General features: G+C 59.5%; 23 protein-coding genes and 1 pseudogene. 14 read left to right on the top strand and 10 right to left on the bottom strand.

Going from position 1 to position 25,276, the window contains the following annotated elements:
* Positions 1-125: 125 nt before the first annotated feature.
* Positions 126-488 (bottom strand): hypothetical protein, encoded by a 363-nt coding sequence (locus AC1ROI_RS28835; protein WP_156375903.1) that lies wholly within the window; start codon positions 486-488, stop codon positions 126-128.
* Between the two features lie 148 nt (positions 489-636).
* Entirely contained in the window at positions 637-2,040 is a 1,404-nt protein-coding gene (locus AC1ROI_RS28840) for an MFS transporter (protein WP_102594464.1), read from the bottom strand.
* Between the two features lie 129 nt (positions 2,041-2,169).
* Between AC1ROI_RS28840 and AC1ROI_RS28845 the strand changes: the two genes are divergently transcribed.
* Both AC1ROI_RS28845 and ilvD read left to right on the top strand, forming a co-directional pair.
* Positions 2,170-3,069, top strand: coding sequence for a LysR family transcriptional regulator (locus tag AC1ROI_RS28845; protein ID WP_102594465.1), 900 nt, complete (start codon positions 2,170-2,172; stop codon positions 3,067-3,069).
* A gap of 91 nt (positions 3,070-3,160) precedes the next feature.
* Positions 3,161-4,843, top strand: a complete 1,683-nt coding sequence (gene ilvD, locus AC1ROI_RS28850) for a dihydroxy-acid dehydratase (protein WP_102594466.1) — start codon at positions 3,161-3,163, stop codon at positions 4,841-4,843.
* 170 nt (positions 4,844-5,013) lie between these two features.
* Here ilvD and AC1ROI_RS28855 read toward each other — a convergent pair whose 3' ends face one another.
* Both AC1ROI_RS28855 and AC1ROI_RS28860 read right to left on the bottom strand, forming a co-directional pair.
* Positions 5,014-5,877: a methyl-accepting chemotaxis protein gene (locus tag AC1ROI_RS28855; protein WP_404940322.1), complete on the bottom strand. Its 864-nt coding sequence runs from the start codon at positions 5,875-5,877 to the stop codon at positions 5,014-5,016.
* Positions 5,872-6,627: pseudogene (locus AC1ROI_RS28860) on the bottom strand (HAMP domain-containing protein); the annotation flags it as partial. The gene AC1ROI_RS28855 and the pseudogene AC1ROI_RS28860, both read right to left, overlap by 6 nt.
* A gap of 227 nt (positions 6,628-6,854) precedes the next feature.
* On the opposite strand from AC1ROI_RS28860, the gene AC1ROI_RS28865 reads away from it, so the two are divergent.
* Complete coding sequence (locus AC1ROI_RS28865; RefSeq protein ID WP_102594467.1) at positions 6,855-7,715, top strand: CAP domain-containing protein; 861 nt, start codon at positions 6,855-6,857, stop codon at positions 7,713-7,715.
* Between the two features lie 38 nt (positions 7,716-7,753).
* On the opposite strand, the gene AC1ROI_RS28870 is transcribed toward AC1ROI_RS28865, so the two are convergent.
* The 4 genes from AC1ROI_RS28870 to AC1ROI_RS28885 form a co-directional block, all read right to left on the bottom strand.
* The gene (locus tag AC1ROI_RS28870) at positions 7,754-8,113 is read right to left on the bottom strand and encodes a hypothetical protein (RefSeq protein ID WP_077749483.1); all 360 of its coding nucleotides are present in this window, start codon (positions 8,111-8,113) and stop codon (positions 7,754-7,756) included.
* A 390-nt stretch (positions 8,114-8,503) separates the two neighbouring features.
* A complete protein-coding gene (locus AC1ROI_RS28875; RefSeq protein WP_077749509.1) occupies positions 8,504-9,004 on the bottom strand; it encodes a CinA family protein in 501 nt (166 codons plus the stop codon).
* Between the two features lie 95 nt (positions 9,005-9,099).
* Positions 9,100-9,348 (bottom strand): hypothetical protein, encoded by a 249-nt coding sequence (locus AC1ROI_RS28880; protein WP_102594468.1) that lies wholly within the window; start codon positions 9,346-9,348, stop codon positions 9,100-9,102.
* A 125-nt stretch (positions 9,349-9,473) separates the two neighbouring features.
* The gene (locus AC1ROI_RS28885; RefSeq protein WP_102594469.1) at positions 9,474-10,196 is read right to left on the bottom strand and encodes a cysteine hydrolase family protein; all 723 of its coding nucleotides are present in this window, start codon (positions 10,194-10,196) and stop codon (positions 9,474-9,476) included.
* A 152-nt stretch (positions 10,197-10,348) separates the two neighbouring features.
* Here AC1ROI_RS28885 and AC1ROI_RS28890 point away from each other — a divergent pair, with 152 nt between their 5' ends.
* The 6 genes from AC1ROI_RS28890 to katG all read left to right on the top strand — a co-directional run bounded on the left by AC1ROI_RS28890 (position 10,349) and on the right by katG (position 18,963).
* Entirely contained in the window at positions 10,349-11,242 is an 894-nt protein-coding gene (locus AC1ROI_RS28890; protein WP_083376451.1) for an AraC family transcriptional regulator, read from the top strand.
* Between the two features lie 135 nt (positions 11,243-11,377).
* Positions 11,378-11,950 carry a hypothetical protein gene (locus AC1ROI_RS28895; protein ID WP_102616858.1) on the top strand — a complete coding sequence of 191 codons (573 nt, stop codon included), beginning with the start codon at positions 11,378-11,380 and terminating at the stop codon, positions 11,948-11,950.
* 389 nt (positions 11,951-12,339) lie between these two features.
* On the top strand, positions 12,340-13,638 hold the full coding sequence (locus AC1ROI_RS28900) for a sialidase family protein (protein ID WP_102594471.1): 1,299 nt from the start codon (positions 12,340-12,342) through the stop codon (positions 13,636-13,638).
* A complete protein-coding gene (locus AC1ROI_RS28905; RefSeq protein WP_102594472.1) occupies positions 13,635-14,249 on the top strand; it encodes a hypothetical protein in 615 nt (204 codons plus the stop codon). The genes AC1ROI_RS28900 and AC1ROI_RS28905 overlap by 4 nt, the downstream gene beginning before the upstream one ends.
* 28 nt (positions 14,250-14,277) lie before the next feature.
* On the top strand, positions 14,278-16,314 hold the full coding sequence (locus tag AC1ROI_RS28910; RefSeq protein WP_102594473.1) for an LTA synthase family protein: 2,037 nt from the start codon (positions 14,278-14,280) through the stop codon (positions 16,312-16,314).
* A 390-nt stretch (positions 16,315-16,704) separates the two neighbouring features.
* Positions 16,705-18,963: a catalase/peroxidase HPI gene (katG, locus tag AC1ROI_RS28915; RefSeq protein ID WP_102594474.1), complete on the top strand. Its 2,259-nt coding sequence runs from the start codon at positions 16,705-16,707 to the stop codon at positions 18,961-18,963.
* A gap of 122 nt (positions 18,964-19,085) precedes the next feature.
* Here the strand turns inward: katG and AC1ROI_RS28920 are convergent, their stop codons facing one another.
* On the bottom strand, positions 19,086-19,835 hold the full coding sequence (locus AC1ROI_RS28920; protein WP_077749510.1) for a glucose 1-dehydrogenase: 750 nt from the start codon (positions 19,833-19,835) through the stop codon (positions 19,086-19,088).
* Positions 19,836-20,032: 197 nt separating this feature from the next.
* Between AC1ROI_RS28920 and AC1ROI_RS28925 the strand changes: the two genes are divergently transcribed.
* The 3 genes from AC1ROI_RS28925 (at position 20,033) to tspO (ending at position 22,376) form a co-directional block, all read left to right on the top strand.
* The gene (locus AC1ROI_RS28925) at positions 20,033-20,956 is read left to right on the top strand and encodes an AraC family transcriptional regulator (protein WP_083376448.1); all 924 of its coding nucleotides are present in this window, start codon (positions 20,033-20,035) and stop codon (positions 20,954-20,956) included.
* A gap of 97 nt (positions 20,957-21,053) precedes the next feature.
* A complete protein-coding gene (locus AC1ROI_RS28930) occupies positions 21,054-21,869 on the top strand; it encodes a DUF1206 domain-containing protein (protein ID WP_083376447.1) in 816 nt (271 codons plus the stop codon).
* 63 nt (positions 21,870-21,932) lie between these two features.
* Positions 21,933-22,376: a tryptophan-rich sensory protein TspO gene (tspO, locus tag AC1ROI_RS28935; RefSeq protein WP_083377295.1), complete on the top strand. Its 444-nt coding sequence runs from the start codon at positions 21,933-21,935 to the stop codon at positions 22,374-22,376.
* 34 nt (positions 22,377-22,410) lie between these two features.
* Here tspO and AC1ROI_RS28940 read toward each other — a convergent pair whose 3' ends face one another.
* On the bottom strand, positions 22,411-22,869 hold the full coding sequence (locus AC1ROI_RS28940) for a winged helix-turn-helix transcriptional regulator (protein WP_083376446.1): 459 nt from the start codon (positions 22,867-22,869) through the stop codon (positions 22,411-22,413).
* A 125-nt stretch (positions 22,870-22,994) separates the two neighbouring features.
* Here AC1ROI_RS28940 and AC1ROI_RS28945 point away from each other — a divergent pair, with 125 nt between their 5' ends.
* Positions 22,995-24,278: an MFS transporter gene (locus tag AC1ROI_RS28945; protein WP_102594475.1), complete on the top strand. Its 1,284-nt coding sequence runs from the start codon at positions 22,995-22,997 to the stop codon at positions 24,276-24,278.
* On the top strand, positions 24,275-25,234 hold the full coding sequence (locus tag AC1ROI_RS28950) for an EamA family transporter (protein ID WP_102594476.1): 960 nt from the start codon (positions 24,275-24,277) through the stop codon (positions 25,232-25,234). The genes AC1ROI_RS28945 and AC1ROI_RS28950 overlap by 4 nt, the downstream gene beginning before the upstream one ends.
* The last annotated feature ends 42 nt before the right edge of the window (positions 25,235-25,276 follow it).

A 25,276-nucleotide genomic window follows, 5' to 3' on the forward strand; every position in this document is an offset into this window, starting at 1 on the left:
GAATCCTTAACACCTATATATCCCTTCGAAACAACCTAGGCATAAGTGACGTAATTTCGCCTCTGTTTAAGATACAGACGTCAAATGCCAAGGCTTGACCGGACCCAAAAACGTCCAGGCTCAAGTCAATTCGACGCTGACGTCGGATCGCCGAACCACACGCTGGCGCTGCCGGCGGCAGCCGGGCAGGCGGAGATCGGGATGCAACGGCCCCTTTGGTCCAACACGCCGCTGATAAACCCGCTGACCAACACCTTGCCGAGGGCGGTGCTGACCGCTTGAAAGAACGGCAACTGGCATCGGATGGCTCCGATCATCTGAAGCAGAACAGCCTTGCCTACGGTGCCAACAGCAATATGCGCGGTACGCGTGTAGCGGAAGGCGGGTCTGATCGTTTGATGCAGAACCGTGTTGCCGACGGTGGCTTTGACTTCGGTTCCGACACGAACTCGGACTTCTGCTACGCCTGCCGCTGATCGAACACCCATTCAATGCTCGACAACAAAGCCCCTCACCACAAAAGCTCCACGCTCAGGTGAACAGCAAGACGTCTACAAGGGGCTTTTTCAGTTCCTGAATAACGCTTCCCAAACGCCCGCCAACCCGTTTTTTTGGCGGGCGTTTTTTTCTTCTGCGTTACGCCACCACGGGTTCTCTTTTCAGCGCGGGCAACGCAATGGCGAACGCCAGGCCAATCAGCCCCGCCGCGACCGCAAAGGTGATCGCCATGCCGTGGGCGACCGCTTCCGGGGCTGCATGGGTGATGTCGGGCGTCGAGGACGCCAGCGCAAACACCGCGCCCATGACCGAGGCGCCGGTGATGAGGCCGAGATTGCGCGACAGGCTCAACAGTCCGGCAATGACACCGCGCTGATCCTGGCTCACATCGGTCATGATCAACGTGTTGTTTGCCGCCTGGAACAGCGCATAACTGGCAGTCATCACTGCAATCGGCGCGAGGTAGCCGATGATGCCGACACGCGCCGGGATCAGCGACAACACGCACGCGCCGAGCGCCATCGCGACGAGCCCCGCCACCGTCATGCGCCGGGCGCCTAAACGATCCACCAGGCGACCTGCAGGGACGCCAGCCAATGCAGCCACCAGCGGACCGACGGACAACGCGAGCCCGACCAACGCGGCATTCAAACCGAGTGCGCCCGAGAGATAAAACGGCCCGACCACCAGCGTCGCCATCATCACCGTCGAGACGAGCATGCTCATGGCCAGGCTCGTCCTCAATCCCCGATCACGCAACAGCGCCAGTTTGATCAGAGGCGATGCAGCTGTCGCCTCGACGAACAGGAAAACGCCTGCCCCGGCAACAGCGATGAGCAATAACGCAAGGTTCAGCGCCCCCCAATCGCCTTCGCCCCATGTCATGGCCAGCGCATACGCACCGAGCGTCAGGGCCAGCACCAGCGTGCCGAGCAGATCGAATGCACCGCGCTGAACCTTCGGCGCTTGGCGATCGGCGGGCAAATAGCGATAGGCGAGCACAGCGTTCAAAACACCCAGCGGCAGGTTGACCAGGAAAATCGCCTGCCAGCCGAAGCCGGAAATCAACACACCGCCGAGCGACGGCCCCAGCGTCGTGCCGATCGCCGACACCGTGCCGAGCAATCCCATGGCGCTGCCGGTCTGCGCCTTGGGCACCGTCTCACCGACCAACGCCACGGTGAGCGCCAACATGATCGCGGCGCCCAGACCTTGCACGGCCCGGGCGGCGACCAGCCACCCCAGCGACGGCGCCAGGCCGCACGCCAGCGAAGCCAACGTAAAAATGGCGATGCCGGCGAGCATCAAGCGGCGACGACCGACGATGTCGCCCAAACGTCCAACACTGACGATCAAGGTGGTTATCGCGAGCAGATAGGCCAGGACGATCCACTGCACTTGCTGGAATGAAGCGTCCAGTGCCTGGGACAAGGTGGGCAAGCCTGCATTGGCGATGCTGGTGTCGAGCGAAGGCATCAGCATCGACAGCGAGAGGCTGGCCAACGCCCAGCGGACCGAACCGGAGGATGCGATAAGTTTCATGGTAGGGCTCACTTGTGAACTGTAGACCTTCAGCGTATGCCGGCGCCTGACAAGGCGGAAGACGCACCGTTTGCACTTGATACCTGCACACAACGCCATGTCACCATCCGGCCGTGCTAACGTTAAAGCATGACGACTCCCGACCTGAACCTGCTGATTACCCTCGATGCGCTGCTCACAGAAGGCAGTGTGGCGCGTGCCGCCCAACGACTGCGGCTGAGCCCGTCGGCCATGAGCCGGGCGCTGGCGCGACTGCGTGAAACCACCGGCGATCCCCTGCTGGTCCGCGCCGGACGCGGCCTGGTGCCGACACCCCGGGCACTGGAACTGCGCGAACACGTCAGCCAACTGGTGCAGCACGCCGAAGCGGTACTGCGCCCCGCCGAGCAGCTCGACCTCAAGCACTTGGTACGCACCTTCACCCTGCGCACCAGCGACGGCTTTGTAGAAAACTTCGGGCCGGCGTTGATTGCTCGCCTCAGCGAAGAAGCACCGGGGGTACGGCTGCACTTTTTGCAGAAACTGAACCAGGACAGCACCTTGCTGCGGGACGGCACGGTCGATCTGGAAACCGGCGTTGTGGCGGACACCACCAGCCCGGAAGTGCGTACCCGCGCGTTGTACCAGGACCGTTTCATCGGCGTGGTACGGCCGGGGCATCCACTGAGCAAGGGCAAGATCACGCCCGCCCGGTATGCGGCCGGCCGGCATGTCCTGGTCTCGCGGCGCGGACGGGACCAAGGGCCAATGGATGATGCGTTGGACACGCTTGGACTGACCCGTGAGATCGTCACCATCGTCGGCGGTTTTTCCGCGGCCCTGGCGTTGGCCCGGGCCTCGGACCTGATCGCGACGGTGCCCGAACGCCACACCCACACGCTGCGCGCCGGCCTCCACAGTTTTCCCCTTCCGCTCGCCACGCCAGTGATCACCGTTTCAATGCTCTGGCACCCGCGAATGGACGCCGATGCCGCGCACCAGTGGTTGCGCGGATGTCTTCGGGCGGTGTGTGCGGGATCGCTGGATTAGCAAACTGATTTTTGTCGCCGCCGGGTCTAGACTCTATGCGTTGCTTCGGGCCACACCGGTCGGGCCAGCGATCTGGATAGAAGGGAACGTCATGAGCGACAAAGACAATTTGCGTAAGTACTCCTCTCAAGTGGTCGACGGCGTGGAGCGCGCGCCCGGCCGTTCCATGCTGCGGGCCGTGGGCTTCACGGATGAAGACTTCAAGAAACCGCAGATCGGCATCGCCTCGACGTGGGCGATGGTCACGCCGTGCAACATGCACATCGACAAGCTGGCCATCGAGGCCGAAAAAGGCGCGAATGCCGCGGGCGCCAAGGGCGTCATTTTCAACACAATCACCATTTCCGACGGCATCGCCAACGGCACCGAAGGCATGAAGTATTCGCTGGTGTCGCGGGAAGTGATCGCCGACTCCATCGAAGTGGTGGCCGGTTGCGAAGGCTTCGACGGGTTGGTGACCGTGGGCGGTTGCGACAAGAACATGCCGGGGTGCCTGATCGGGATGGCGCGGCTGAATCGCCCGTCGATCTTCGTCTATGGTGGCACCATCCGCCCGGGCGCTGGCCACACCGACATCATTTCCGTGTTCGAGGCCGTGGGTCAGCACGCCCGGGGTGACATCAACGAGATTCAGGTCAAGCAGATCGAGGAAGTGGCGATCCCCGGCCCCGGCTCCTGCGGCGGCATGTACACGGCCAACACCATGGCCTCGGCCATTGAGGCTTTGGGCATGAGCCTGCCCGGTTCCAGCTCCCAGGACGCCGTCGGCAGCGATAAAGCCTCGGACAGTTTCCGCGCCGGCCGGCAGGTCATGGAGCTGCTCAAGCTGGACCTCAAACCGCGCGATATCATGACCCGCAAGGCATTCGAGAACGCCATCCGCGTGGTGATCGCCCTCGCCGGCTCGACCAATGCCGTGCTGCACCTTTTAGCCATGGCGCATGCCGTGGATGTCGAACTGACGCTGGATGATTTTGTCGAGCTGGGCAAGATCTCTCCGGTAGTGGCCGACCTGCGTCCCAGCGGCAAATACATGATGAGCGAGCTGGTGGCCATCGGCGGCATCCAGCCGCTGATGAAACGCATGCTCGCGGCCGGCATGCTGCACGGCGATGTGTTGACGGTGACCGGCAAGACCCTGGCCGAGAACCTGGAAAACGTGCCCGACTACCCCGAAGGCCAGGACGTGATTCTGCCGTTCGATCAGCCGGTCAAAAAGGACTCTCATCTGGTGGTGCTGCGCGGCAACCTCTCGCCGACGGGCGCGGTGGCCAAGATCACTGGCAAGGAAGGTTTGCGCTTTGAAGGCACGGCGCGCGTGTATCACGGTGAAGAAGGCGCGTTGACCGGGATTCTCAATGGCGAAGTCCGGGCCGGCGACGTCATCGTCATTCGCTACGAAGGCCCCAAGGGAGGGCCGGGCATGCGCGAAATGCTCTCGCCGACGTCGGCAGTCATGGGCAAAGGGCTGGGCAAGGATGTCGCGCTGATCACCGACGGCCGCTTCTCCGGTGGTTCCCATGGTTTTGTGGTGGGGCATATCACGCCGGAAGCCTTTGACGGCGGGCCGATTGCGCTGATTGAAGATGGCGACAGGATCACCATCGATGCTGAGACCCGGCAGATTACGGTGGATGTTTCAGACGCGGAATTGGCCGAGCGCAAGACCCGTTGGGTGCGGCCGGAATCCAAATACAAACGCGGGGTGTTGGCCAAGTATGCGAAGACTGTGTCCAGTGCTTCGGAGGGTGCGGTGACGGATAAATATCTTTAAGGGATAGGTTCTGCGCTGTCTGATCTGGCGCATTCGCGAGCAGGCTCGCTCCTGCATGGGATCTTCATTGAACACAGGATCTGTGTTCGAAGCAGACCCCATGCAGGAGCGGGCCTGTTCGCGAAGAGGCCTTCAATATCACCAAGAATCAATGGATCAGCGCACAAGCCTCAAAGCCGAAACCGATCCACCGACTGCGACAGCTTGCCCGCCAAGGTCGACAGCTCATCAGTCGTCGAAGCCGTCTGGCCAATAATCTTGCTGTTGCCCTCCGACATCCCGGCAATCATGTCCACCTGTTGGGCAATTTCGTTACTGGCCAGGCTCTGCTCGCCGATCGTGCGAGTGATGTCATTCACCAGCTCAGTGGTATTGAGCGTGGCTTCGAGGATTTCACGGATCGCGCGCTCGACGTCGGCGGTCACGGCCATGCCTTTGTCGACCTGCGCAACGCCCGCCTCCATGCTGGTCACCGCCTCGCGGGTGCTTTGCTGGATGCGCGCGACCATGCTGGCAATTTCCTGCGTGGAGGCACTGGTGCGTCCTGCGAGACTGCGGACTTCGTCGGCCACCACGGCAAATCCACGGCCCTGTTCACCGGCACGAGCAGCTTCGATGGCGGCGTTGAGGGCCAGCAGGTTGGTTTGATCGGCGATGCCCTTGATCACCTGAATGATGCTGAAAATCCCCTCGGACTCCTTGTCCAGCGTGCGGATCACCTGGGCTGACTGCTGCGCCGAACGCGCAATGCCGTCCATGTCATTGACCACCTGATGAATCACCCGACCACCGTCTTTGGCCAATGCTTCGGCCTGGTTGGCCATGTTCAGTGCGCGTTCGGCGTGACGGGTGACTTCCTCGATGCTGGCGGTCATTTCACTGGCGGCAGCGGCCATGGTGCTGGCGGCGACGCTTTGCTGCTGGCTGCTGTCCGCGACCTGATGGCAGCCACTGCTTAACTGCACGCTCATGCCGCTGACGCCATGCGCATTGCTGCGAACCACCTCGATCATGCCGCGCAAGTCACGCTGCATGGTCGCCAGGCTGCGGATCAAGGCGCTCGCTTCGTCATTGTGGGTCGGTTCGACAATCGGCTCGCTGAGGTTGCCATGGGCGATGCTTTGGGCAATGCGGCTGGCGGTCTGCAACGGCCCCATGATGCTCGAAATCACCCAGCGTCCCTGGATCAGCAGTAACAACAGGCTGGCGATCAGCACGATACCCAGCGTGAAGTTGGCGCTGCTGATGGCCTGCTCGGTGTTTTTACTGGTCTGTTGGGTGCTGGTTTCGATCACCTCGCTGAGGGCTGCCATCTGGTCTTCCAGTTGGCTGAACGCGGTATTGAACGTGCCGAGTTCCTTTTGCGCGGAATCCGGATTTTCCAGCGCCAGACCGACAATGCGCTCGGCGGCGCTGATGTAGGTGTCGAGGCTCGGCTTGACCTTGTTCAACCCCGCCTTGATGGTGTCGTTGACCGGCAACTGGAGGTTTTCACCCAGCACTTCACGAAAATGCGCCGCATGCTCCTCGATGGAGCTGTGCACCTCGGCTTTGCTGCTGGTGCTTTTGCCCAGTCCGACCACCATCGCGGACAGCACATCGGCGCGCAGTGCGTCGTGCATCATGTCGGCTTCGAGGTGATTGCGCAGCGCGGTCAAGCTGACCTCGTTGTCCTTCACCGCTTCGGCCATCCGGGTGTTTCCCACGTAACTGACCAGGCTCACGATCAGCGCGGTGAGCAAGCTCGTACCAATCAGCAGCAACAAACGTAATTTTATAGACATGGGGTAGCCCTCTCGGTACGTCGCTTTTATGAACACGTTATCGGCGGCGCCCGCCACTCTTTGATGCCTGACACCGGACTTTCAGTGTTTTGCGACATGCGGTAGTCACCGCCGCTGTCTCCAGCGCAAATTTCCCCTCTTCACGCCTGAACCTAGTGCCTGAACGCAAGTCTTAGCCGAGCCGTGAATTCCCATTGCCGCTGTCATCTCATCAGAGCTGCCGTCCCATGCGCCAACCTCGCCTTGCCTTGCGTTTTGTCTCGCTCTGTTTCATGCCTTTGCTTGCTTTGTTTGCCAGTCCTGCTTATGCCAGCGGTGAACGGCAACTGGTGGAAGCCATCAACGACTACCGCGCCCACCCGCAACGTTGCGACAGGCGCCCGGCCCAACGTTTGGCCCCGCTGTCATTGAAGTCGAACCTGGCGTTGCCGATTGGCTATGGCGGCGGTTTGCGCGATCGATTGAAGGCTTCAGGCTATGCAGCGGTGACGGTGCGCACCCTGCGTGTGGTAGGCGCGCAGGACGCCGACGAAGCGTTTGACCTGTTTCAGGACGAATACTGCGGGGCGCTGCTGGATAACCAGTACGCCGACATTGGCGTCAGTCGAGCCCGAAGCGAGTGGCAGATCGTGCTGGCGCAACCCGTTCTCGATAGCCGTGTGGGTGATTCGCGTGCGGCGAGCAAGGGGCTGTTGGCGCAGGTCAATGCCGCCCGGGCCAAATCACGGATGTGCGGTCGTCAGCGCTACCCCGCCGCACGACCGCTGAGCTGGAACCCCGCCCTCGGCGCGGCAGCGCAAGGGCACAGCAAGGCCATGGCCTATGGCAATTACTTTGCACACCGTGACCCCGACGGTGATGGCCCGGCGGATCGAGCAAGAGCCGCCGGTTACCGAGGTCGGCAGATCGGCGAAAACATCGCCGCCGGGCAGAGCTCACCGGGCAAGGCAATGGCAGGCTGGCTGGCCAGCCCCAGGCATTGCGCCAACTTGATGAACCCGATGTTTACCCAGGTGGGCGCGGCGTATGCAGCGGACGCACGCAGTGATGAAGGGGTTTACTGGACGATGATGTTTGGTGCGCCGTGATCCTGATTCTGCGCTGACGCTTCCGATTCGCTCCAGGGCTAGCGCTTGCGCGCCAGGCGTTGCTGCCAATTGCCGCCATTGGCGCGCTGGCATTGTTCTTCAGAATCAAACTGCACATGGGCCGCGACCGATCTGACGTGTACATCCGCTTCGCTTAATGCTGTAGCCGTCAGTTCGACCATGCGTTCGCCCTGCCCGCTCGCCAGCGCCTGATCCTTGTTGGCCTGGGTGTCGAAAACCCAGACAATCCTCAGGCTGGAAGGAAACTCCTCGTAATCGACTTCGTGGGTCAGCCATTCAAAGCCGACGATGTGCGCTTTGGCCGTTTCACACGCCTCAGTCAGGGTGGCAATCAGGCGACGCTCGATGTGTGCCTGATCGCGTTTGCTTAAACCCATGGGGAATCCTTTGATGGTCGAAATGTTAAACCGCTGTCAATCGTTCACGTCTTCGGGCAATCGATGCTCCCTGTCAATCAAACCGATTTCGCCGGACTCCAGGTTCCTGAGTCAGCCCACAAAAGGCCCCGCCAGCCACTGTCTGATGGAAGCGACAAGATCGGCAAAACCCGAAACCCGGTACATTTTCCCCTTGTTGAATAGTCTTCAACAGCTCCAGCCGCAACCCTTCCAGATCCTCTGATCGAGCGCCCATGCGCTTGGCGGTAGCGACCAGGACATCCGGAGGCATCCCGTCGTCCAACAGGGCCCAGATCGTTAGCGCTGATGGTTTTGTTCATGCTATCGAACCCCGACTCACTCGAACGGGATCACCGAAGTTTTCATCATCTAACCCCGCTCGCCGTTGAGCATGGCCTGATGAAACGTCGGCAATTCTTTCAAAGCATACAACGACGCCTGCTGAAGCACGGACTCCCGACTGCCAGAAAATCGCTGCTTGCGGCTGAATACCGCCATTTCCTGCCCTGCCATGAAGGCCCATGCAAAGCAAACCGTGCCGGCTGGAATACCATCAACATCCTCCGGCCCCAGCAGCCCTGTCGTGGACACCGCCACGTTGGCCGGGCTGTCACGCAGCGCGCCGATGGCCATTTCCCGAGCCACTTCGCAGCTGGTGAGATTAAAGGTCTCGATAGTGATTGCACTGACTGCGAGCAAGCGTTGCTTGGCCTCGGGTGAGTAAACCACGTAGCCGCTTTCAATCAGCTCACCGCTGCCGGGCACCTGGGCCAGCAGCGTGATGATACTGCCCGCCGTGCAGGATTCTGCGGTGGTCAGCCGCAACGACTGTTGACGCAGATAATCGACGACTGTTTCAACGATCGACATCGCACTTAACCCGTTTTCCGTGTTTAACACCGAATCAAACTTCAGCCTCAGCTGTGCACCGGCGAAGCTCATCAACCGCTCCTCTTCCTTAGTGCTCAGTGATAATCCTCGCCCGCGATGGCGCGCAGGTACGCTTGATCGGCCTCAACCCTGAGGTCGCGCCATTCCTGCCAGCTCACGATTCCCAGACGATCCATCTCGTCAGACTGACGAATCAGTTCCTCGTGATACGCATCGGGGCACTCCATGCGCAGCTTCAAGTCCTCAAGGACAAGATGCCAGGTGTTGAGCGCACGCAGCTTTTGCTCTTGCGCCGGAGTCAGCAGATTGGCAAACGAGTGCATGGCAGCGCCCCCCGAGAGTTCTTTCAGAATGGATCAATCCATCGTGAAAGCGGTTCAGGTGCACCGACCAAAGGCAGTTTTTCAAGGCTGCGCCCCAATGGTGAGACGCAGTCCATTGCCATAGCTTATTCCCCCTTAAGAAACTCGACCGTTTGCGCCGTACTCCACAACGCATTGGCGATGTAGCGATAGTTGATCAGCGCTGCCAGGTAGCCATCGCCCTCGGGAGTCGTCGGGCCGGCGGTGGCGTCCCGAACCACGGCCACTTCGAAGCCAAGCTCCAGCAGTTCACGCAAGTGCGACTCGACACAGAGGTTCGCCGCCATGCCCGCCAAAATGATTTGCGACACGCCGTGCTTGCGCAGCTGCAACGCCAGGTCATTGGTTTCCGGGCCGTACACCTTGTGCGGTGACGCGATGATGGTTTTGCCGTCGAGAATGTAGGGCTTGTACTCGGGCATGAAGTCGGCACCGGAGTTCTCGAAACCGTCGAGGGTCAGCGGCCCCTTGCGATCAAACATGCAGATACTGTGCATGACCTTCTCAAGCGGTCCGCCGAAATGCCAGTCGTGGTCACATGGATAGTAGTAGTGCGGCGAAACGGCGACCGTGATGCCCGCGCCCTTGGCGGCCGCAAACAGCTGGCCGATGTGCTTGACGGTATCGTGCTCGACGATGCTTTTTCCAAACACGCCCCAGCTCACGCCTTCGGGGCTGAGGAAGTCGATTTGCGGATCGATCACCACCAGCGCGGCCCGCGAGAGATCAAGCTTCATGCCGGGATCTGGCAGCGCAGGCTCTGCCGGGTCTGCATACTGGGGGGCGATGCGGTTCGAATCGTTGCTCATGACAGTGGACTCCGGTCGATAACAGGAAAATCGCTCTGCGCCATGGCGCCCGGGTGGGGCGTTGTCTACCATCGGCGAGAACTTCATCCTATTGCCCTGCCCTGCGCGGCTTTTGCCTGGACGTGCAGAGTCTTTACCCGGTCGTCTCTATCATGGATATCCTGTCCGAATTCTTCGAACGCACCAACCTTCAGGGCAGGCTGTTCTTCTCTGGCAGGGTCGATGGCACGCTGGTGCTCGACAAGCCTCCTGGCATGGCGTTCATCCATGTCATCAGTGAAGGCGGGATCGACATGGTGCAACCCGGCCTGCCGAAGATTTCCATCACCGAACCCAGCGTGTTGTTTTGCCCGAGCAGCTGCCGCTACCAGTTGCGCGCCAGTTCGGCACACGGCGCCGAGCTAATCTGCGCCTCGTTCCAGTTCGGGCGCAACGCCCTGCAACCCTTCCCTCTGGGCCTCAAGGAAACACTGGTTTTCCCGTTCAGTGAACTGCAGAACATCACGCCCGTGATCGGCTCACTGCTTGCCGAATTCAAGGATCAGGCCCCCGGCAGAACCAAAGCGCTCAACCTGTTGCTTGAGTACATTTTCGTGGTGTTGGTGCGCCGTTCGGTCGTCGAGCAAAAGATTTCCAGCGGCCTGCTTTATGCGCTTCAGGATGGGCGACTTGGGGCGGTTTTCCAACGTGTTCACCAGGAGCCGGAGGCGCTGTGGACTGTCGAGAAACTTGCTGGCCTGGCGAACATGTCCCGGTCGAAATTCTCTGCGTACTTCACGCAGATCATGGGTGCATCACCAATGGGCTACGTGACGGCCTGGCGGATGAAAGTGGCCCAGGACCTGCTACGCGACGGGGTTCAGATCAAAGTGGTTGCCGCATCGGTTGGATACAGCTCGCAAGCTTCTTTCTCCCGTACTTTTCTCAACGTGATTGGCTGTCCACCGGCTGAATGGTTGAAACGTGATGCCGCTGGGGAGGTGCCGCGGGTGACCGCGCGCGTGCAGCGGGTTCGGTCGGATGACGCGGCAAATGAAACTGCGTGAGCTCGCGCTTTTGTGTCTTCTAGCGCCTTGAGTTTTATACTTCTGTCCCGGTGGCCAATACACCGGGGTGCGGTATCACCACCTCCCATGGAAGACGTCCGCGCACGACAAATCAATCGAATGGAATCCATCACAATGAGTTTCACTGCTATACAAAAAGTCTCCACTAAAGCCTGGTTCGCGCTTGCGGCCCTGGTGACAGTTCTAAGCGGCATTGCAACGATTTACGCCACGTTTCACGAAACCAACCCCAACAATCCCCGCTTCATAGGTCGCTGGACGACCGATTACACCTACCCGATCACCAACGGCACGTTCGAATTCAAGGGAATGACGGAGTACTTCCGCAACGGACGGTACAACGTCAATGGCGTTGTCTTTGTGGACGGAACCGTTGAAGCCAAACCTTACCGGCTTGAGTACAGCGTAAACGGAGCCGGCAGCTGGACGGCCGATTCCAGCCTGCTTTCGTTCACATTGGCTGACATGAAATCAATTCCCAAGTCTTACGTAATCAACGGCACAGCCATTTCCCCCTTGCTGGTTGCCAAGTTTGCCGGGCCCTCCTTGCCAAACTTTAGCGACGGCTTAGCGTCCGGCGCTTCCGACGAACTCAAAATCCTGATGATCAAGGACAATGAGATAACGCTTGAGGGTAAAGACCCGGCAGGGAATGCCTTCACCCTACAGACGTACAGACAGCACTAGGTTTCAGCAGAAAAAGCGTTTGTGCCTGTGCTGCTGTCTTCGCGGGCAAACCACGCTTCCACAGAGATAGGGGTCGATCACGTCTTGTGTGAACGACGCAGGTCAACCGTAGGAGCGTGGCTTGCCCGCGAAGAGGCCGGAACAAACAGCACATATTCCGAAGACGTCCCTGTTACCGCCCCAGCCTTTGCGACCAACGGCGTAATTCACCTCAAGCCCGCCACAATCCCTCTGGCCCGACAGTCTCCGGCGCTCAATCAAACTGAACGCGACGACATGGCTGGCCGCTACAAATACCTGCTTACAATTTAGCCAGTCATAAAACCCGATCGTGTACTAACGAGTGTTAGTTTGGCCGCCTTATCGGTCCATGAGATGCCAACGTAGTCATGCGCATCAAACTTCCCAGTTTTCCTGCCTTCTGTGCTTACCTTCTACTGTCCTGCCTGTTTGCGACCGCGTGGATCACCAATCCTGCCAATACGCACTCTTCCTTTGCCCTGATCAGCCCCGTGATGGCAGTGGCCGGCAAAGTGGCCAAGCCCATCTATACCAGCCGTTTCGCCTCCTCCGGGTTGGTGGATTTCGTGCATTCCTCGGCGGTCACCGCACTGCCCGACGGCAGTCTGATGACGGTCTGGTTTGCTGGCTCCCGCGAAGGCGCAGCCGATGTACAGGTGCGCTCCGCCCGGTTCGACTCGAAAACCGGCGAATGGGGTGCTGAACAGGTATTGGCCACTCGGGACTCGACCCAACAGGGCACTCGAAAATACATCCGCAAGCTGGGCAACCCGGTGGTGGCGCTCGCGCCGGATAATCGGGTGTGGTTGTTCTACGTGTCCGTGTCCATGGGTGGCTGGGCCGGTAGCGCGGTCAACGTGATGGTGTCCGATGACTTCGGTGAACATTGGTCCGCTCCGCGCCAACTGATCACCTCGCCCTTTCTGAACATCAGCACCCTGGTCCGGTCGGCACCGGTGTTTCATGCCGACGGTTCCATCGGCCTGCCGGTCTATCATGAGTTCCTGGGCAAGTTTGCCGAGTACCTCTACCTGAGCGCAGACGGCGATGTAATCGACAAATTCCGCATCAGCCACGGCATGAATTCATTGCAACCCGCGGTGGTGCCGCTGGATGGCCAGCGCGGCATCGCCTTGCTGCGTTATGCCGGCAACACCCACCACCGTGTCCTGGCGACCCGCACTGAAGACGCCGGGCAAACCTGGAGCGAACCTTATCCGCTCGACCCCTCGAATCCGAATTCCTCGTTGGCTGCCGTCGCAACACCCGAACATGGGTTGCTGGTGGCGCTCAACGACCTGCAGGAGGGGCGCTTCAAGCTGAGCCTGTATGGGACCGACGCCAAAATGGACGATTGGCGCTCATTACGCGACCTGGACAAATCCCCGGATCCACTGGGCGCGCCATTTTCTCCCGAAGCCTACAAGGAGATCATCGGCAGAGAATTCCGCGGTTCCAGCGGCGCACGCCGCCATTCACTGGAAGCGGAGTTCCTGGATAACCTCGACAACCGTGTCTGTAAAAACCAGGGGTGTGAATTCGAATACGAATACCCGTATTTCATCCGCAGTCCTGACGGTATGTATCACTTGGTTTATTCCTGGAACAACACCTTCATCAAGCACGTCACCTTTAACGATGCATGGCTTAGCGAGCGCCTCAAATGATCAGCCTGTGGCAAGCCCATCTCAGCTTCGCAATGATCATCTTCCTGCTGCTGCCGTCGTTCGGCTTGTCCAGGAACTGGCGGATCGCACTGCTGGCCGCCTTGCTGGCCGTCAGCTTCTTCTCGCCGGACGGCTTGTCGTTGGCCGCGTATTTGCGCAGCTACATTGATGACCTTGCGATCACCACCCTGGTGTTCATAGCGTGGGGCTGCTTGCGTCGACTGGACATGCTGCCACCGGCACGCGGCAAAACCGGCGTATTGATCCTCTTCGCCGCGATGGCCCTGGTGTTGTACCCGGCCACTCTGGGCATGAGTGATGTGGACCCCTATCGGTTAGGCTACAGCCCGCGCCCCATGTTGATTTTCTTCGCAGTGCTGACGCTGGGCCTGTTTTACCTGCGCAATGGCCTGGCCGTCTTGATGCTGGCCAGCGCTACCCTGGCCTTCATCGCCGGGATCAAACCTTCGCAAAACTATTGGGATTACCTGGTTGATCCGCTGTTGGGTCTGTATTGCTGCGGGGCACTGCTGACGCTTGCCCTGCGCTGGACCTATCGCCGCTCAAGCAAGCGGCGCGGTGCAGTGAGCGACGAACTCAAATCCGTTTGAGATTTAACTTTTTAACAGGGGAACAAGGATGGGTTGGCTGCACTCGAGACGTTTACATTATTGGCTAGGCGCTACAGCGATTGCGTTTGTGCTGTTTGCACTGCTGAGGATGGCGTTCTTCTTCGGCTTTTCCGGGTTCGAACCCAAAGCCCTGATCGACACAAAGGGCGTCTGGGAAACCCTGAGCATCGGCTTCAGTTTCGATCTGCGCCTGGCCATCCTGACCATGTTGCCGTTGGCGCTGCTGGCCTGGATGCCTCGCTGGAACCTGCTCCGCAGCCGCCTGCTGCGCCGTATCGCACGCGTCTATCTGGTCGCCGCCCTGAGCGTTTTGCTGCTGATCTACATCATCGACTTTGGCCACTACGCCTACCTGGGCGTGAGGATCAACGCCACCGTGCTGCGCTTCATCGAGGATGCGCAGATCTCCCGCGACATGGTTTGGCAGACTTACCCGGTAATCTGGATTTCACTGGGCTGGCTGGTAACGATCGCGCTGGTGACACTGGCCCTGGTGCGTCTGGAACGCGTCACGCTGGACCGCCCTAGCAAAGCCATTCGCAAGCTCTCCGCGACGTGGGGCGGTGCGTTGATGGTCGTCCTGGTGCTGCTGGGCATTTTGGGTCGTGTCGAAAACATGAACCTTGAAAACCCCGTTCCGTTGCGCTGGAGCGATGCGTTCTTCTCGGGTAATAACCAGATCGCCGCACTCGGCCTGAACCCGGTGCTGTTTCTCTACGATACGGGCAAAGTCGGCCAATCGCGTTATGACGAGGCGCAAGTGCGCGAACATTACGCGGTCATGGCCAACTACCTGGGCGTCGACAAACCCGACCCGCAGACCCTTGATTTCGTGCGGCACCAGGCCCCCCAACCGTACAAAATCCCGGGCTCGCGTCCCCCGAACGTGATGTTCATCATGCTTGAATCGCTGGGCACCAGTGCTGTCGGGGCCTACGGCAACCCGATCAATCCGACGCCCAATCTCGATCGGCTGGCCACTCAGAGCTGGTTCTTCGAGCACTTCTACGTACCCGTAACGGGGACCGCGAAAACCGTCTGGGCCAGCATCAGCGGGGTGCCTGATGTCACGCGGCAGGAAACCGCGACGCGTAATCCGCTGATCACCCAGCAAAACACGCTGATCAATGCGTTTACCGGTTACGAGAAGATCTACACCATCGGCGGCAACTCCGGCTGGGCCAACATGAATGCCCTGATCCGGCAGAGCATCGACGGCGTGCGTCTGTTCGAAGAGCGGGACTGGAAATCGCCGGTGGTGGACGTCTGGGGTATTTCCGATCTGGACCTGTTCAAGGAAACCGACCAGATCCTGCAAGCACTGCCCAAGGACAAACCGTTCTTTGCCTATGTGCAGACGGCCGGCAACCACCGTCCGTTCACGATCCCAAAAAGCAATGACGGCTTCGAGGTCAAGCACCCTACCCTGGCCGAAGTGCAGGCCGCCGGATCGCGCAGTGTCGAGCAGTACAACGCCGTGCGCCTGCTGGACTTCAACCTCGGCCGCTTGATGGAAATCGCCAAGGCCGGTGGCTGGTACGAAAACACCATCTTCGTGATGTTTGGCGACCACAACACCCGTATCGCGCAGATCCCGTTCCTGGCACCGGCCTACGAGCAACTGGGCCTGGAGAGCAACGCGGTGCCGATGATCATCCACGCACCAGGCTTGATCGGGACGCGCCAGGTCAAGGAAGCGGTCGGCCTGGTGGACCTGCTGCCCACCGTGGCGGGGATGGCCGGCCTTGAGTTTCGCAACAGCGGCATGGGCCGTGATATCCAGCAGCCCGCGCGCGAGGGTGAACGCGTGGTGCCGCTGGTATTGCGCGAGGGCACATTCCCGCTGATTGCCGGCGTGACTCAACACTACATGGTGCAGATGGAGCACGACGGCAGTTCGCCAACCCTTCACGACCTGGCTTCGATGACGCCACGGGACAACGTTGCCGAGAAAAACCCTGAAGAGTTCAAACGCCTGTCGGCGCTGACCCGCGCCATGCATGAAACCTCACGGTTGATGCTGTACCAGAACGTTCGAAAGTAACCGTTCAAGCCCCGCAAACCCGCGTCTATGCTCCAGATAGACGCGGGCCCTCCCCGCGACACCCGTAAAAGACTCTGTCTATTACTCCCCAATACTCCACCTATTAGCTGACTTCCCAAGTGGGGTCTAACCTGTATCCAGCGCTGGCGGAACAAGCTGGCCGGTTTAGTGCTGATAAGGAGACAGGAATGAGTCCGAAGCTTGACTAGGCCACCCGTGGGCCACCGCGCAGGCAACTCGATTGCCGCAGTTCAGAATTCCCGTGTGGTCCAGACAATCAGTTGATCCAACTCTGGGTCCTGCAGCCTATGTCATTGAATTCGCTCGTTGCTATCTAACGCCCACCCCGGGCCGATAGCCGGATGAAACACGACCAAAGGTAGCTCACACATGGCAAATGAATCGAAATGCCCGTTCAATCACGCCGCTGGCGGTGGCACGACGAACCGCGATTGGTGGCCGAACCAACTGAATCTGAAGATCCTGCACCAGCACTCGTCCCTGTCCGACCCCATGGACGAGGGCTTCAACTACGCCGAAGAATTCAAGACCCTGGACTTTGAGGCGGTCAAGCGCGACTTGACGGCGCTGATGACCGATTCGCAAGACTGGTGGCCGGCGGACTTCGGTCACTATGGACCGCTGTTCGTTCGCATGGCCTGGCACGCCGCAGGCACGTACCGCACAGGCGACGGTCGGGGCGGCGCCGGCTCGGGCCAACAGCGTTTTGCACCGCTCAACAGCTGGCCGGACAACGTCAGCCTCGACAAGGCACGCAGGCTGCTCTGGCCGATCAAGCAAAAGTACGGTCGCAAAATTTCCTGGGCCGACCTGATCGTCCTTACCGGCAACGTCGCGCTGGAGTCCATGGGCTTCAAGACCTTCGGTTTTTCCGGTGGTCGTGCGGACGTTTGGGAACCCGATGAAGACGTCTACTGGGGCTCGGAAAACAAATGGCTGGGCGGCGACACCCGCTACGGCAAAGACGACAATGCTCCCGTGGAAGCACCCGGTGACGGTCCACTCGTGGCCGAACCCGGCAAAAACGAGGAGAGCCGTACCGAACACGGTCGCAACCTCGAAAACCCGCTGGCCGCCGTGCAAATGGGCCTGATTTACGTCAACCCCGAAGGCCCGGAAGGCGAGCCAGACCCGGTCAGATCCGCCATAGACATCCGCGAAACCTTCGGCCGCATGGCAATGAATGACGAAGAAACCGTGGCGCTGATTGCCGGCGGCCACGCCTTCGGCAAAACCCACGGCGCCGGCCCCGCCGACAACGTAGGCGCCGAACCTGAGGCGGCGGGCCTCGAAGCACAAGGCCTTGGCTGGAAGAACAGCTTCGGCACCGGCAAAGGCCCGGACACCATCACCAGCGGTCTGGAAGTGACCTGGACCACCACACCCACCCGATGGAGCAACAACTACCTGGAAAACCTGTTCGGCTTCGACTGGGAACTGAGCAAAAGCCCGGCCGGTGCGCACCAGTGGGTTGCGAAAAACAACGCGGGCGCCGGCACCATCCCGGATGCTTTCGACCCGTCCAAACGGCGTAATCCCACCATGCTGACCTCAGACCTGGCCCTGCGATTCGACCCGATCTACGAACCGATCTCGCGGCGCTTCCTGGCCAATCCGGATCAGTTGGCCGACGCCTTCGCCCGTGCCTGGTTCAAACTGATCCACCGTGACATGGGCCCCCTCTCCCGCTACCTCGGCCCGGAAATGCCCGGCGAAGAACTGCTGTGGCAAGACCCGATCCCAGAGATCGACCATGCTTTGGTCAACGACAGCGACGTCACAGCGCTCAAGAGCAAAGTGCTTGCCTCGGGCCTGAGCGTCTCGCAATTGGTATCAACAGCTTGGGCAGCGGCTTCCACCTTCCGTGGCTCCGATAAACGTGGCGGCGCCAACGGCGGTCGTCTGCGTCTGGCGCCGCAGAAATCCTGGCAAGCCAACCAGCCTGAGCAACTGGCGAACGTGCTGGCGAAACTGGAGAGCATCCAGAGTGAGTTCAACAACAGCGGCAAGAAAATCTCGCTGGCGGATTTGATCGTTCTGGCGGGTAATGCAGGTGTCGAACAGGCCGCAAAAAATGCCGGCCACAGCGTCACCGTGCCGTTCACACCCGGGCGGATGGACGCCTCGCAAGAGCAGACGGATGTCGAGTCTTTCGGCTTCCTCGAACCCATCGCCGATGGCTTTCGCAACTACCTCAAATCCCGTTACAGCGTGTCGGCCGAGCATCTGTTGATCGACAAGGCGCAACAGCTGACGCTCACCGCGCCAGAAATGACCGCGCTCGTGGGTGGTCTTCGCGTGTTGAACACCAACGTCGGGCAAACAAAACACGGCGTGTTCACCCAGCAGCCAGAGGCATTGACCAATGACTTCTTCAAGAACCTGCTGGACATGGGCGTGGAATGGAAACCGACCTCAGAGACCAACGAGGAGTTTGAAGCACGCGATCGCAAAACCGGTGAGTTGAAGTGGACCGGCACGCGGGTTGATCTGGTCTTCGGCTCTCATGCGCAATTGAGGGCGCTGGCTGAGGTGTACGCGAGCAGTGACGCGAAAGAGAAGTTTGTGAAAGACTTCGTGGCGGCGTGGACCAAGGTGATGAACCTGGATCGCTTTGATGTGAAGTGATGCCGTTGTTGAATCTGTGACGCCTGAAAGGGGCCACCTCGATCCAGTGATACGGAGAGGGGTGGCCCTTTTGTCATTTGCGGGTGCCTGTCACCCCGCACCGGTCGCAATCATCACAGTATTCAGTAACCCACTCCACGAACACCACCCGATGCCCGAATGGATTCGCCGGTGACCCAATGCGAGTCGTCGGATGCCAGGAAAACGGCCAGCGGCGCAATGTCTTCGGGCTCACCGAAACGGCCAAGCGGCGTACCGGCGATCAGCTGTTCACCAAACGCTCCGGCGAAGTTGCCCTCCGTCGCCGGCGTATTGGTGTGACCGGGCAAGATCGAGTTGACCCTGATCCCTCGCGGCCCGAGCTCTCTGGCCAAGGCAAACGTCAATGTATCAACCGCGCCCTTGGTGGCCGAATAAACGCTGGAGGCCAAGTAGGGATCGGTGCTGAGAATTGAGCTGATGTTGATGATGCTGCCCGAGGGGCCAAGCAGCTTGACGGCTTCTCGGACCGCCAGGAGATACCCGAGCACATTCAGATTGAATTGCTGGTGGAACGCGTCCTCGGTGAGGTCTTCGATCATTTGAAATACCGCGACGCCCGCATTGTTCACCAGAATATCCAGCGCCCCGAAGTCCGCCTTGACCGTGTCGAACAGGCGGACCACATCGGCTGATTGGCTGATATCCGCCTGAATGGCGACGGCTTTACCGCCCTGCCCCTGAATCTGCGCGACCACCGCATCGGCGTCGGCTTTGCTCGACGCGTAGTTCACAACGACCGTTGCTCCTGCCGCGCCCAATGCTTTGGCAATACCTGCGCCGATGCCTTTCGATGCGCCCGTGACAACAGCAATTTTTCCTTCAAGTTTCATGAGGCTGACCTTTACCTGAGTTGATTGATCCATCGCAGGTCTGCCTGCCATCAGGTTTTGAAGGCCTGAACGCAACCTGCCGCTTGCCCCCAGTATCCGGGCAGGCGAAGGACAAACGTTTGCCAGTTGTTATCGAATGCTTGCCTATTCTTCTCGCATGGCTTGCCCTGCTCGCGGCGATGGCTCATGTTCAGCGCATGAATCCTGCGATCGAAGAACTGCGCCGCCTCGTGATGCGCGCGGAAAACAAGTGGACGGACACCGGGCTGCCGCGTGTGACGATGGTCCAGGCGGAGGCGTGTGCGAGCCAGGTGTATCAGCCGATGCTGCACCTGGTGCTCCAGGGTGCGAAAACCTTGTCTATCGGCGATCAGGTTTATCAGTATCTGCCGATGACTTACTTCCTCGTGCCGGTGGACGTGCCCGCCACCGGTGAGATACACCCCGGCGGACCAGGCTTGCCCTATCTTGCGATCAGCCTGACCCTGGACCCGAACGTCATCGCGACGCTGCTGGCAACCGACATCAAGACGACCGCGCCGCCACCCGCAAGCCGCTTTGCGGCGGTGCCGGCACAGGCTGAAATGATCGACGCCTGGTTGCGCATGATGCGGCTGATGGACCGCCCAAACGAAGCCGCGGTACTGGCGCCGATGCTTGAGCGGGAGATTCTGTTTCGAGCCTTGCAAGGACCGCTAGGGCCGATGTTGCGTGAAATTGCTCGCCCGGATGGCCGTCTGGCGCAGATACGCCGCGCCACCCAATGGATCCGTGAGCACTACACCGAACCCTTTCGCGTCGAGCCACTGGCGACCATGACCGACATGAGCGTTGCGGCGTTTTATCGGCATTTCAAATCCATCACAGGTATGACGCCCATTCAATATCAAAAGCGCCTGCGCCTGCTCAGGGCTCGCTGGTTATTGCTGTTCGACCCTCGCGATGCTGCTTCAATTGCCTTCACCGTGGGGTATGAAAGCGCATCACAATTCAGCCGGGAATATGCACGCCTGTTCGGCATGCCACCGGCGCGTGATGCTGCAAGGTTCAGGGCGCCCGTTGTCCCGGGTGATACTGAGATGACAACACTTGATCTGCAGCCTGAGCTTAATCCTGCCTGACAATATCGACCGAGGGGTTGGTCGAACCCTATCTTCAATCGAACCCCTCCACGCCTGAAAGGTCTGCTCCTGTAGTACTTCTCTGGAATGAGCTCTCATGTCTGCGCACCAAAGCCTTGTTGTACTCGCTCGGGGAGGCTATGCCGCTCGCGGCGTTCTTTACCTGATCATTGGCATCTTCGCGCTGCTGGCGGCTCAAGATTCGACAAAACCCAAAGACAGTCACAGGAGCCTGGAGGCCGTGTTAAGCCAGCCTTTCGGTTACGTTTTAGTCGGATTGGTGGTGGCAGGCCTGCTCGCCTTCGCCTGTTGGCGAGTGCTGCAAGCCCTGCGCGACGTTGATCATCACGGTCACGAAATGAAGGGGTTGGTCATTCGGGCAGGACTGTTGGCAGGAGGTTTGGTCAACGGCGCGCTGGCGTTTTTTGCGTTGGGCTTGCTCATCAGCGGCATCAGCAGCTCGGGCGATTCCGGCGGTGGGCAGACCAAGGATCTACTGGCGCACCTGTTGTCCTGGGAACACTCGAATGTCGTGGTCTACCTCGTCGCGCTCATCCCTCTGGGCGTAGGCATTGCTCACATCATCAAGGGCTGGAAGTCGTCGTTTGAGAAATATTTCGAAGCGGACGAAGACGTCATGCGATACGTCCGTCCGGTGTCTCGATTCGGTCTTATCGCCCGTGGCGTCGTGTTCATCGAAATAGCGCTGTTGCTGATCATCAGCGGCTCCCGCTATAAAGCCATGGACCCGCCCGGAATGAAGGAGGCCCTCGATGCGCTGCAGAACCTGCCGGCCGGCGGCGTCATCTTGATGGTGATGGCCCTGGGATTGATCGCCTTTTCGGTGTACAGCTTGTCCGAAGCCGCCTGGCGCAAGATCAACATGGATGTGCCAGGCGTACCGGGCGCCTAGCGGCATGAATGGCCGACCGGTTTTTACAACCCCCACACAGCTGACCTCAACGAAGGACTGATGATGACCTTTCTGATTTTTCTTTTAGCCTGCGGCGCGGCGGCCAGTACTGGCCTTCTTTTCAAACCGGGCCAGTGGTACGAATCACTCGTCAAACCGAGCTTCACGCCACCCAACTGGCTGTTTCCCGTCGCCTGGTCGATTATCTATCTGTTGCTCGCCTGGGCCGGTTACCGGTTGTCCCTGATACCTGGAAGTCAGGTGGTGCTGGCGTTATGGGCGGCGCAAATTGCCCTGAATACGCTGTGGACACCGGTGTTTTTCGGCGCACACCGCATTTTCGCCGCGATGGTGATCCTGACGCTGCTCTGGCTGGTGGTCGCAGCGATGGTGGTGATGGCGATGCGGCTAGATGTGATCACAGGCTTGATCCTGTTCCCCTACCTTGTGTGGCTTTGTGTGGCGGCAGCGTTGAATTTTTCCATCTTGCGCAATAACCGCGGATAGCGAACTTCGAGCAGCTAACTCGACTGCTGTTGTTTCACGACTCGCCGTCGACAAGTCTCACCCTGTGGCAGTCAGAAGGCCCCAGTTTTTGCCCGCTTGATGAACGAACATCCATCGGCATCAGAGCCTGGCCGGTCGCGTTGTCCAACAGTACAGAACGCGTTTCCTGCGGCTGGAACAGGAAACGTTCGCCCCACTGCCTCATGCTGACCACCACCGGAAAGATCTCACGTCCTTTGTCCGTCAGGACGTACTCCTTGTAGGCGCTTCCATCTGACGCCGGTCGAACGTCGAAGACCCCGACTTCAACCAATGCTTTCAGTCGCGAGGCCAGGATATTTTTGGCCACGCCCAGGCTCTTCTGAAATTCGCTGAATCGGCGAATATCGTCAAAGGCGTCGCGAAGGATCATCAGCGACCAGCGATCCCCAATCACCTCAAGTGTTCTTGCTACCGGGCATTCGCTGCTTTGCGGTGAAGTGCCTTCGACCATCGTATTTACCTTTTGGATAACGGTTGCCAAGTCTGCCGACCAAGCTGGTTGCAATTTGAAACTTGATTCAGCAATAATCGAATCCGGTTTTTAATTGCAACCAGCTTAACGCCATGGAGGCGCTTATGACAGCAGATGCCAACGCAATAGCCAAACGTAGCACCGGGCAGCCTGCGGGATTGCCGCCTGCGGAAACCGGAGAATGCAGTAGGACTGGCCAATCCTCGGGGCTTTCTCCGTCACTCACGTTATTGTTTTCTGTCACCTGCGCGCTGGCCGTCGCCAATGTTTACTTTGCCCAACCCTTGCTCGCCTCGATGGCTGAAAGCCTGGGGGTCACTTCAGGTGTGATCGGGTTCGTGGTGACGGCCACTCAGGCCGGATACGCGCTGGGGTTGTTGTTCATCGTACCGCTGGGCGACAGGGTCAACCGTAAACGGCTGATTTTGACTCAAGTGATGCTGTCTGCCCTCGCGCTGGCGGCCGTCGGCGCTTCACAGCAGTGGCTGGCTCTCTTGGGCGCCATGATTGTGATGGGCTTACTCGCCGTGGTGGTTCAGGTGCTTGTAGCCTATGCCGCCGCGCTCGCAACGCCCTCACAACGCGGGCAGGCCGTGGGGACCCTAACAAGCGGAGTTGTCCTGGGCATTCTTCTGGCGCGGTTTATCTCTGGGCTGATCGCCGATCTGGCGGGCTGGCGCGCCGTCTATTTCGTGTCCTCAGGATTGATGCTGACCCTCGCGGCGGTCCTGTGGAAAGTGGTGCCCGCCACGGCGTTGCCACGCAATCATGACACCTACCCCGCGCTGATCCGGTCGCTCTTCAAGCTGTTCATGACCGAACCGGTTTTGTGGGCCAGGGGCCTGTTGGCCTTGCTGATCTTTGCCGCTTTTTCAGTGCTGTGGACCTCTATGGTGCTGCCGTTAAGCGCTCCGCCGCTGTCGCTTTCACACACGGCCATCGGCCTGTTTGGCCTGGCGGGCGTTGCCGGTGCCCTGGCTGCAAGAAGAGCCGGCCAGTGGGCCGATAGAGGTTGGGGTCAACGCGTGACCGGCCTTTCGCTGGGGCTCCTGGCGCTTTCCTGGTTGCCCATCAGTTTTGCCCAGACGTCCCTGATCGCGCTGGTTTTCGGCGTGGTCGTGCTCGACTTCGCGGTGCAAGCCGTGCACGTCACCAATCAGAGCTTCATTTTTGCGGCACGACCCGACGCGCAAAGTCGGATGGTCGGCGCCTACATGTGCTTCTACTCGGTCGGCAGTGCGCTGGGGGCGGTCGCCGCAACCCTGGTTTATGCGCGCTGGGGCTGGATGGCAACAAGCGTGCTTGGCGCCTTGATCAGCGCTGCGGCTTTGGCGCTGTGGATTTTTACGAGTCACCTATCACCGACCAATCAAGGAAGATCAGCATGAAAGCCAGGCACCTGCTACTCGCCATCTCGATTACGGCCATCTGGGGTGTGAATTTTTCAGTGATCAAACTGGACCTCACCACCGTTGACCCGCTGATTCTTGCCGGCATTCGCTTTACGCTTTGCGCACTTCCAGCGATCTTTTTCATTCCGAAACCCGATGTACAGTGGCGCTACATCATGGGTTACGGTCTGGTCTTCGGCATAGGACTCTGGGGCGTCGTCAACCTTGGTATCAAGTCGGGCCTCTCCGCTGGCATCGCTTCGCTGGTGCTTCAGTTCAGCGCTTTTTTCACGATTCTGCTGGGCTCATGGGTATTCAAGGAGACCATTTCCCGCTACCAACTGGCGGGCATGGGCATCGCCTTCTGTGGCTTGTTGAGCATCATCTCGATTGTTGACGGGACAGTGACGACGGCAGGGCTGATGCTGGTGCTGCTGGGCGCGGTGGCCTGGAGTGCGGCCAACGTAATCAACAAAAAAGCCAGAACAACTCAGGTCTTTGCTTTCCTGGTGTGGTCCAGTGCTTTTTCGCCCATCCCTCTTTTCGCGCTTGATTACGCGGTCAACGGCTCGACGGGTTACAGCGCATTGGTGAATCAACTCGACTACCGTGCCGTCCTGTCGATCCTGTTCCAGGTCTACCCCAACACCCTGTTCGGCTACTGGGTGTGGAATTCACTCCTGAAACGATACCCAGTGTCTACCGTCGCGCCGTTATCGTTATTGGTGCCGGTATTCGGACTGCTGGGTTCAGTCATGATTTTCAATGAGCCCCTGTCATTCAACAAAATCGTTGCTGTCGTTCTCATCGTATCGGGGCTTGGAGTCGGTTTATACGGACAGCGTTTGCTCAGTGCCGTGCTCAGGCGAGCAGACCGACGCCATAGTGCAGCAGAAGCAAGTGCATCGCTGCCTCATGGACGGGCAACCAAGGCCACACGAAAATTCTTCTAATGCCGAGGCAGCGGTCGTTACCATGGACACGGGTTCAACCGG

It is taken from the genome of Pseudomonas sp. GW823-FHT02C02 (assembly GCF_058797635.1).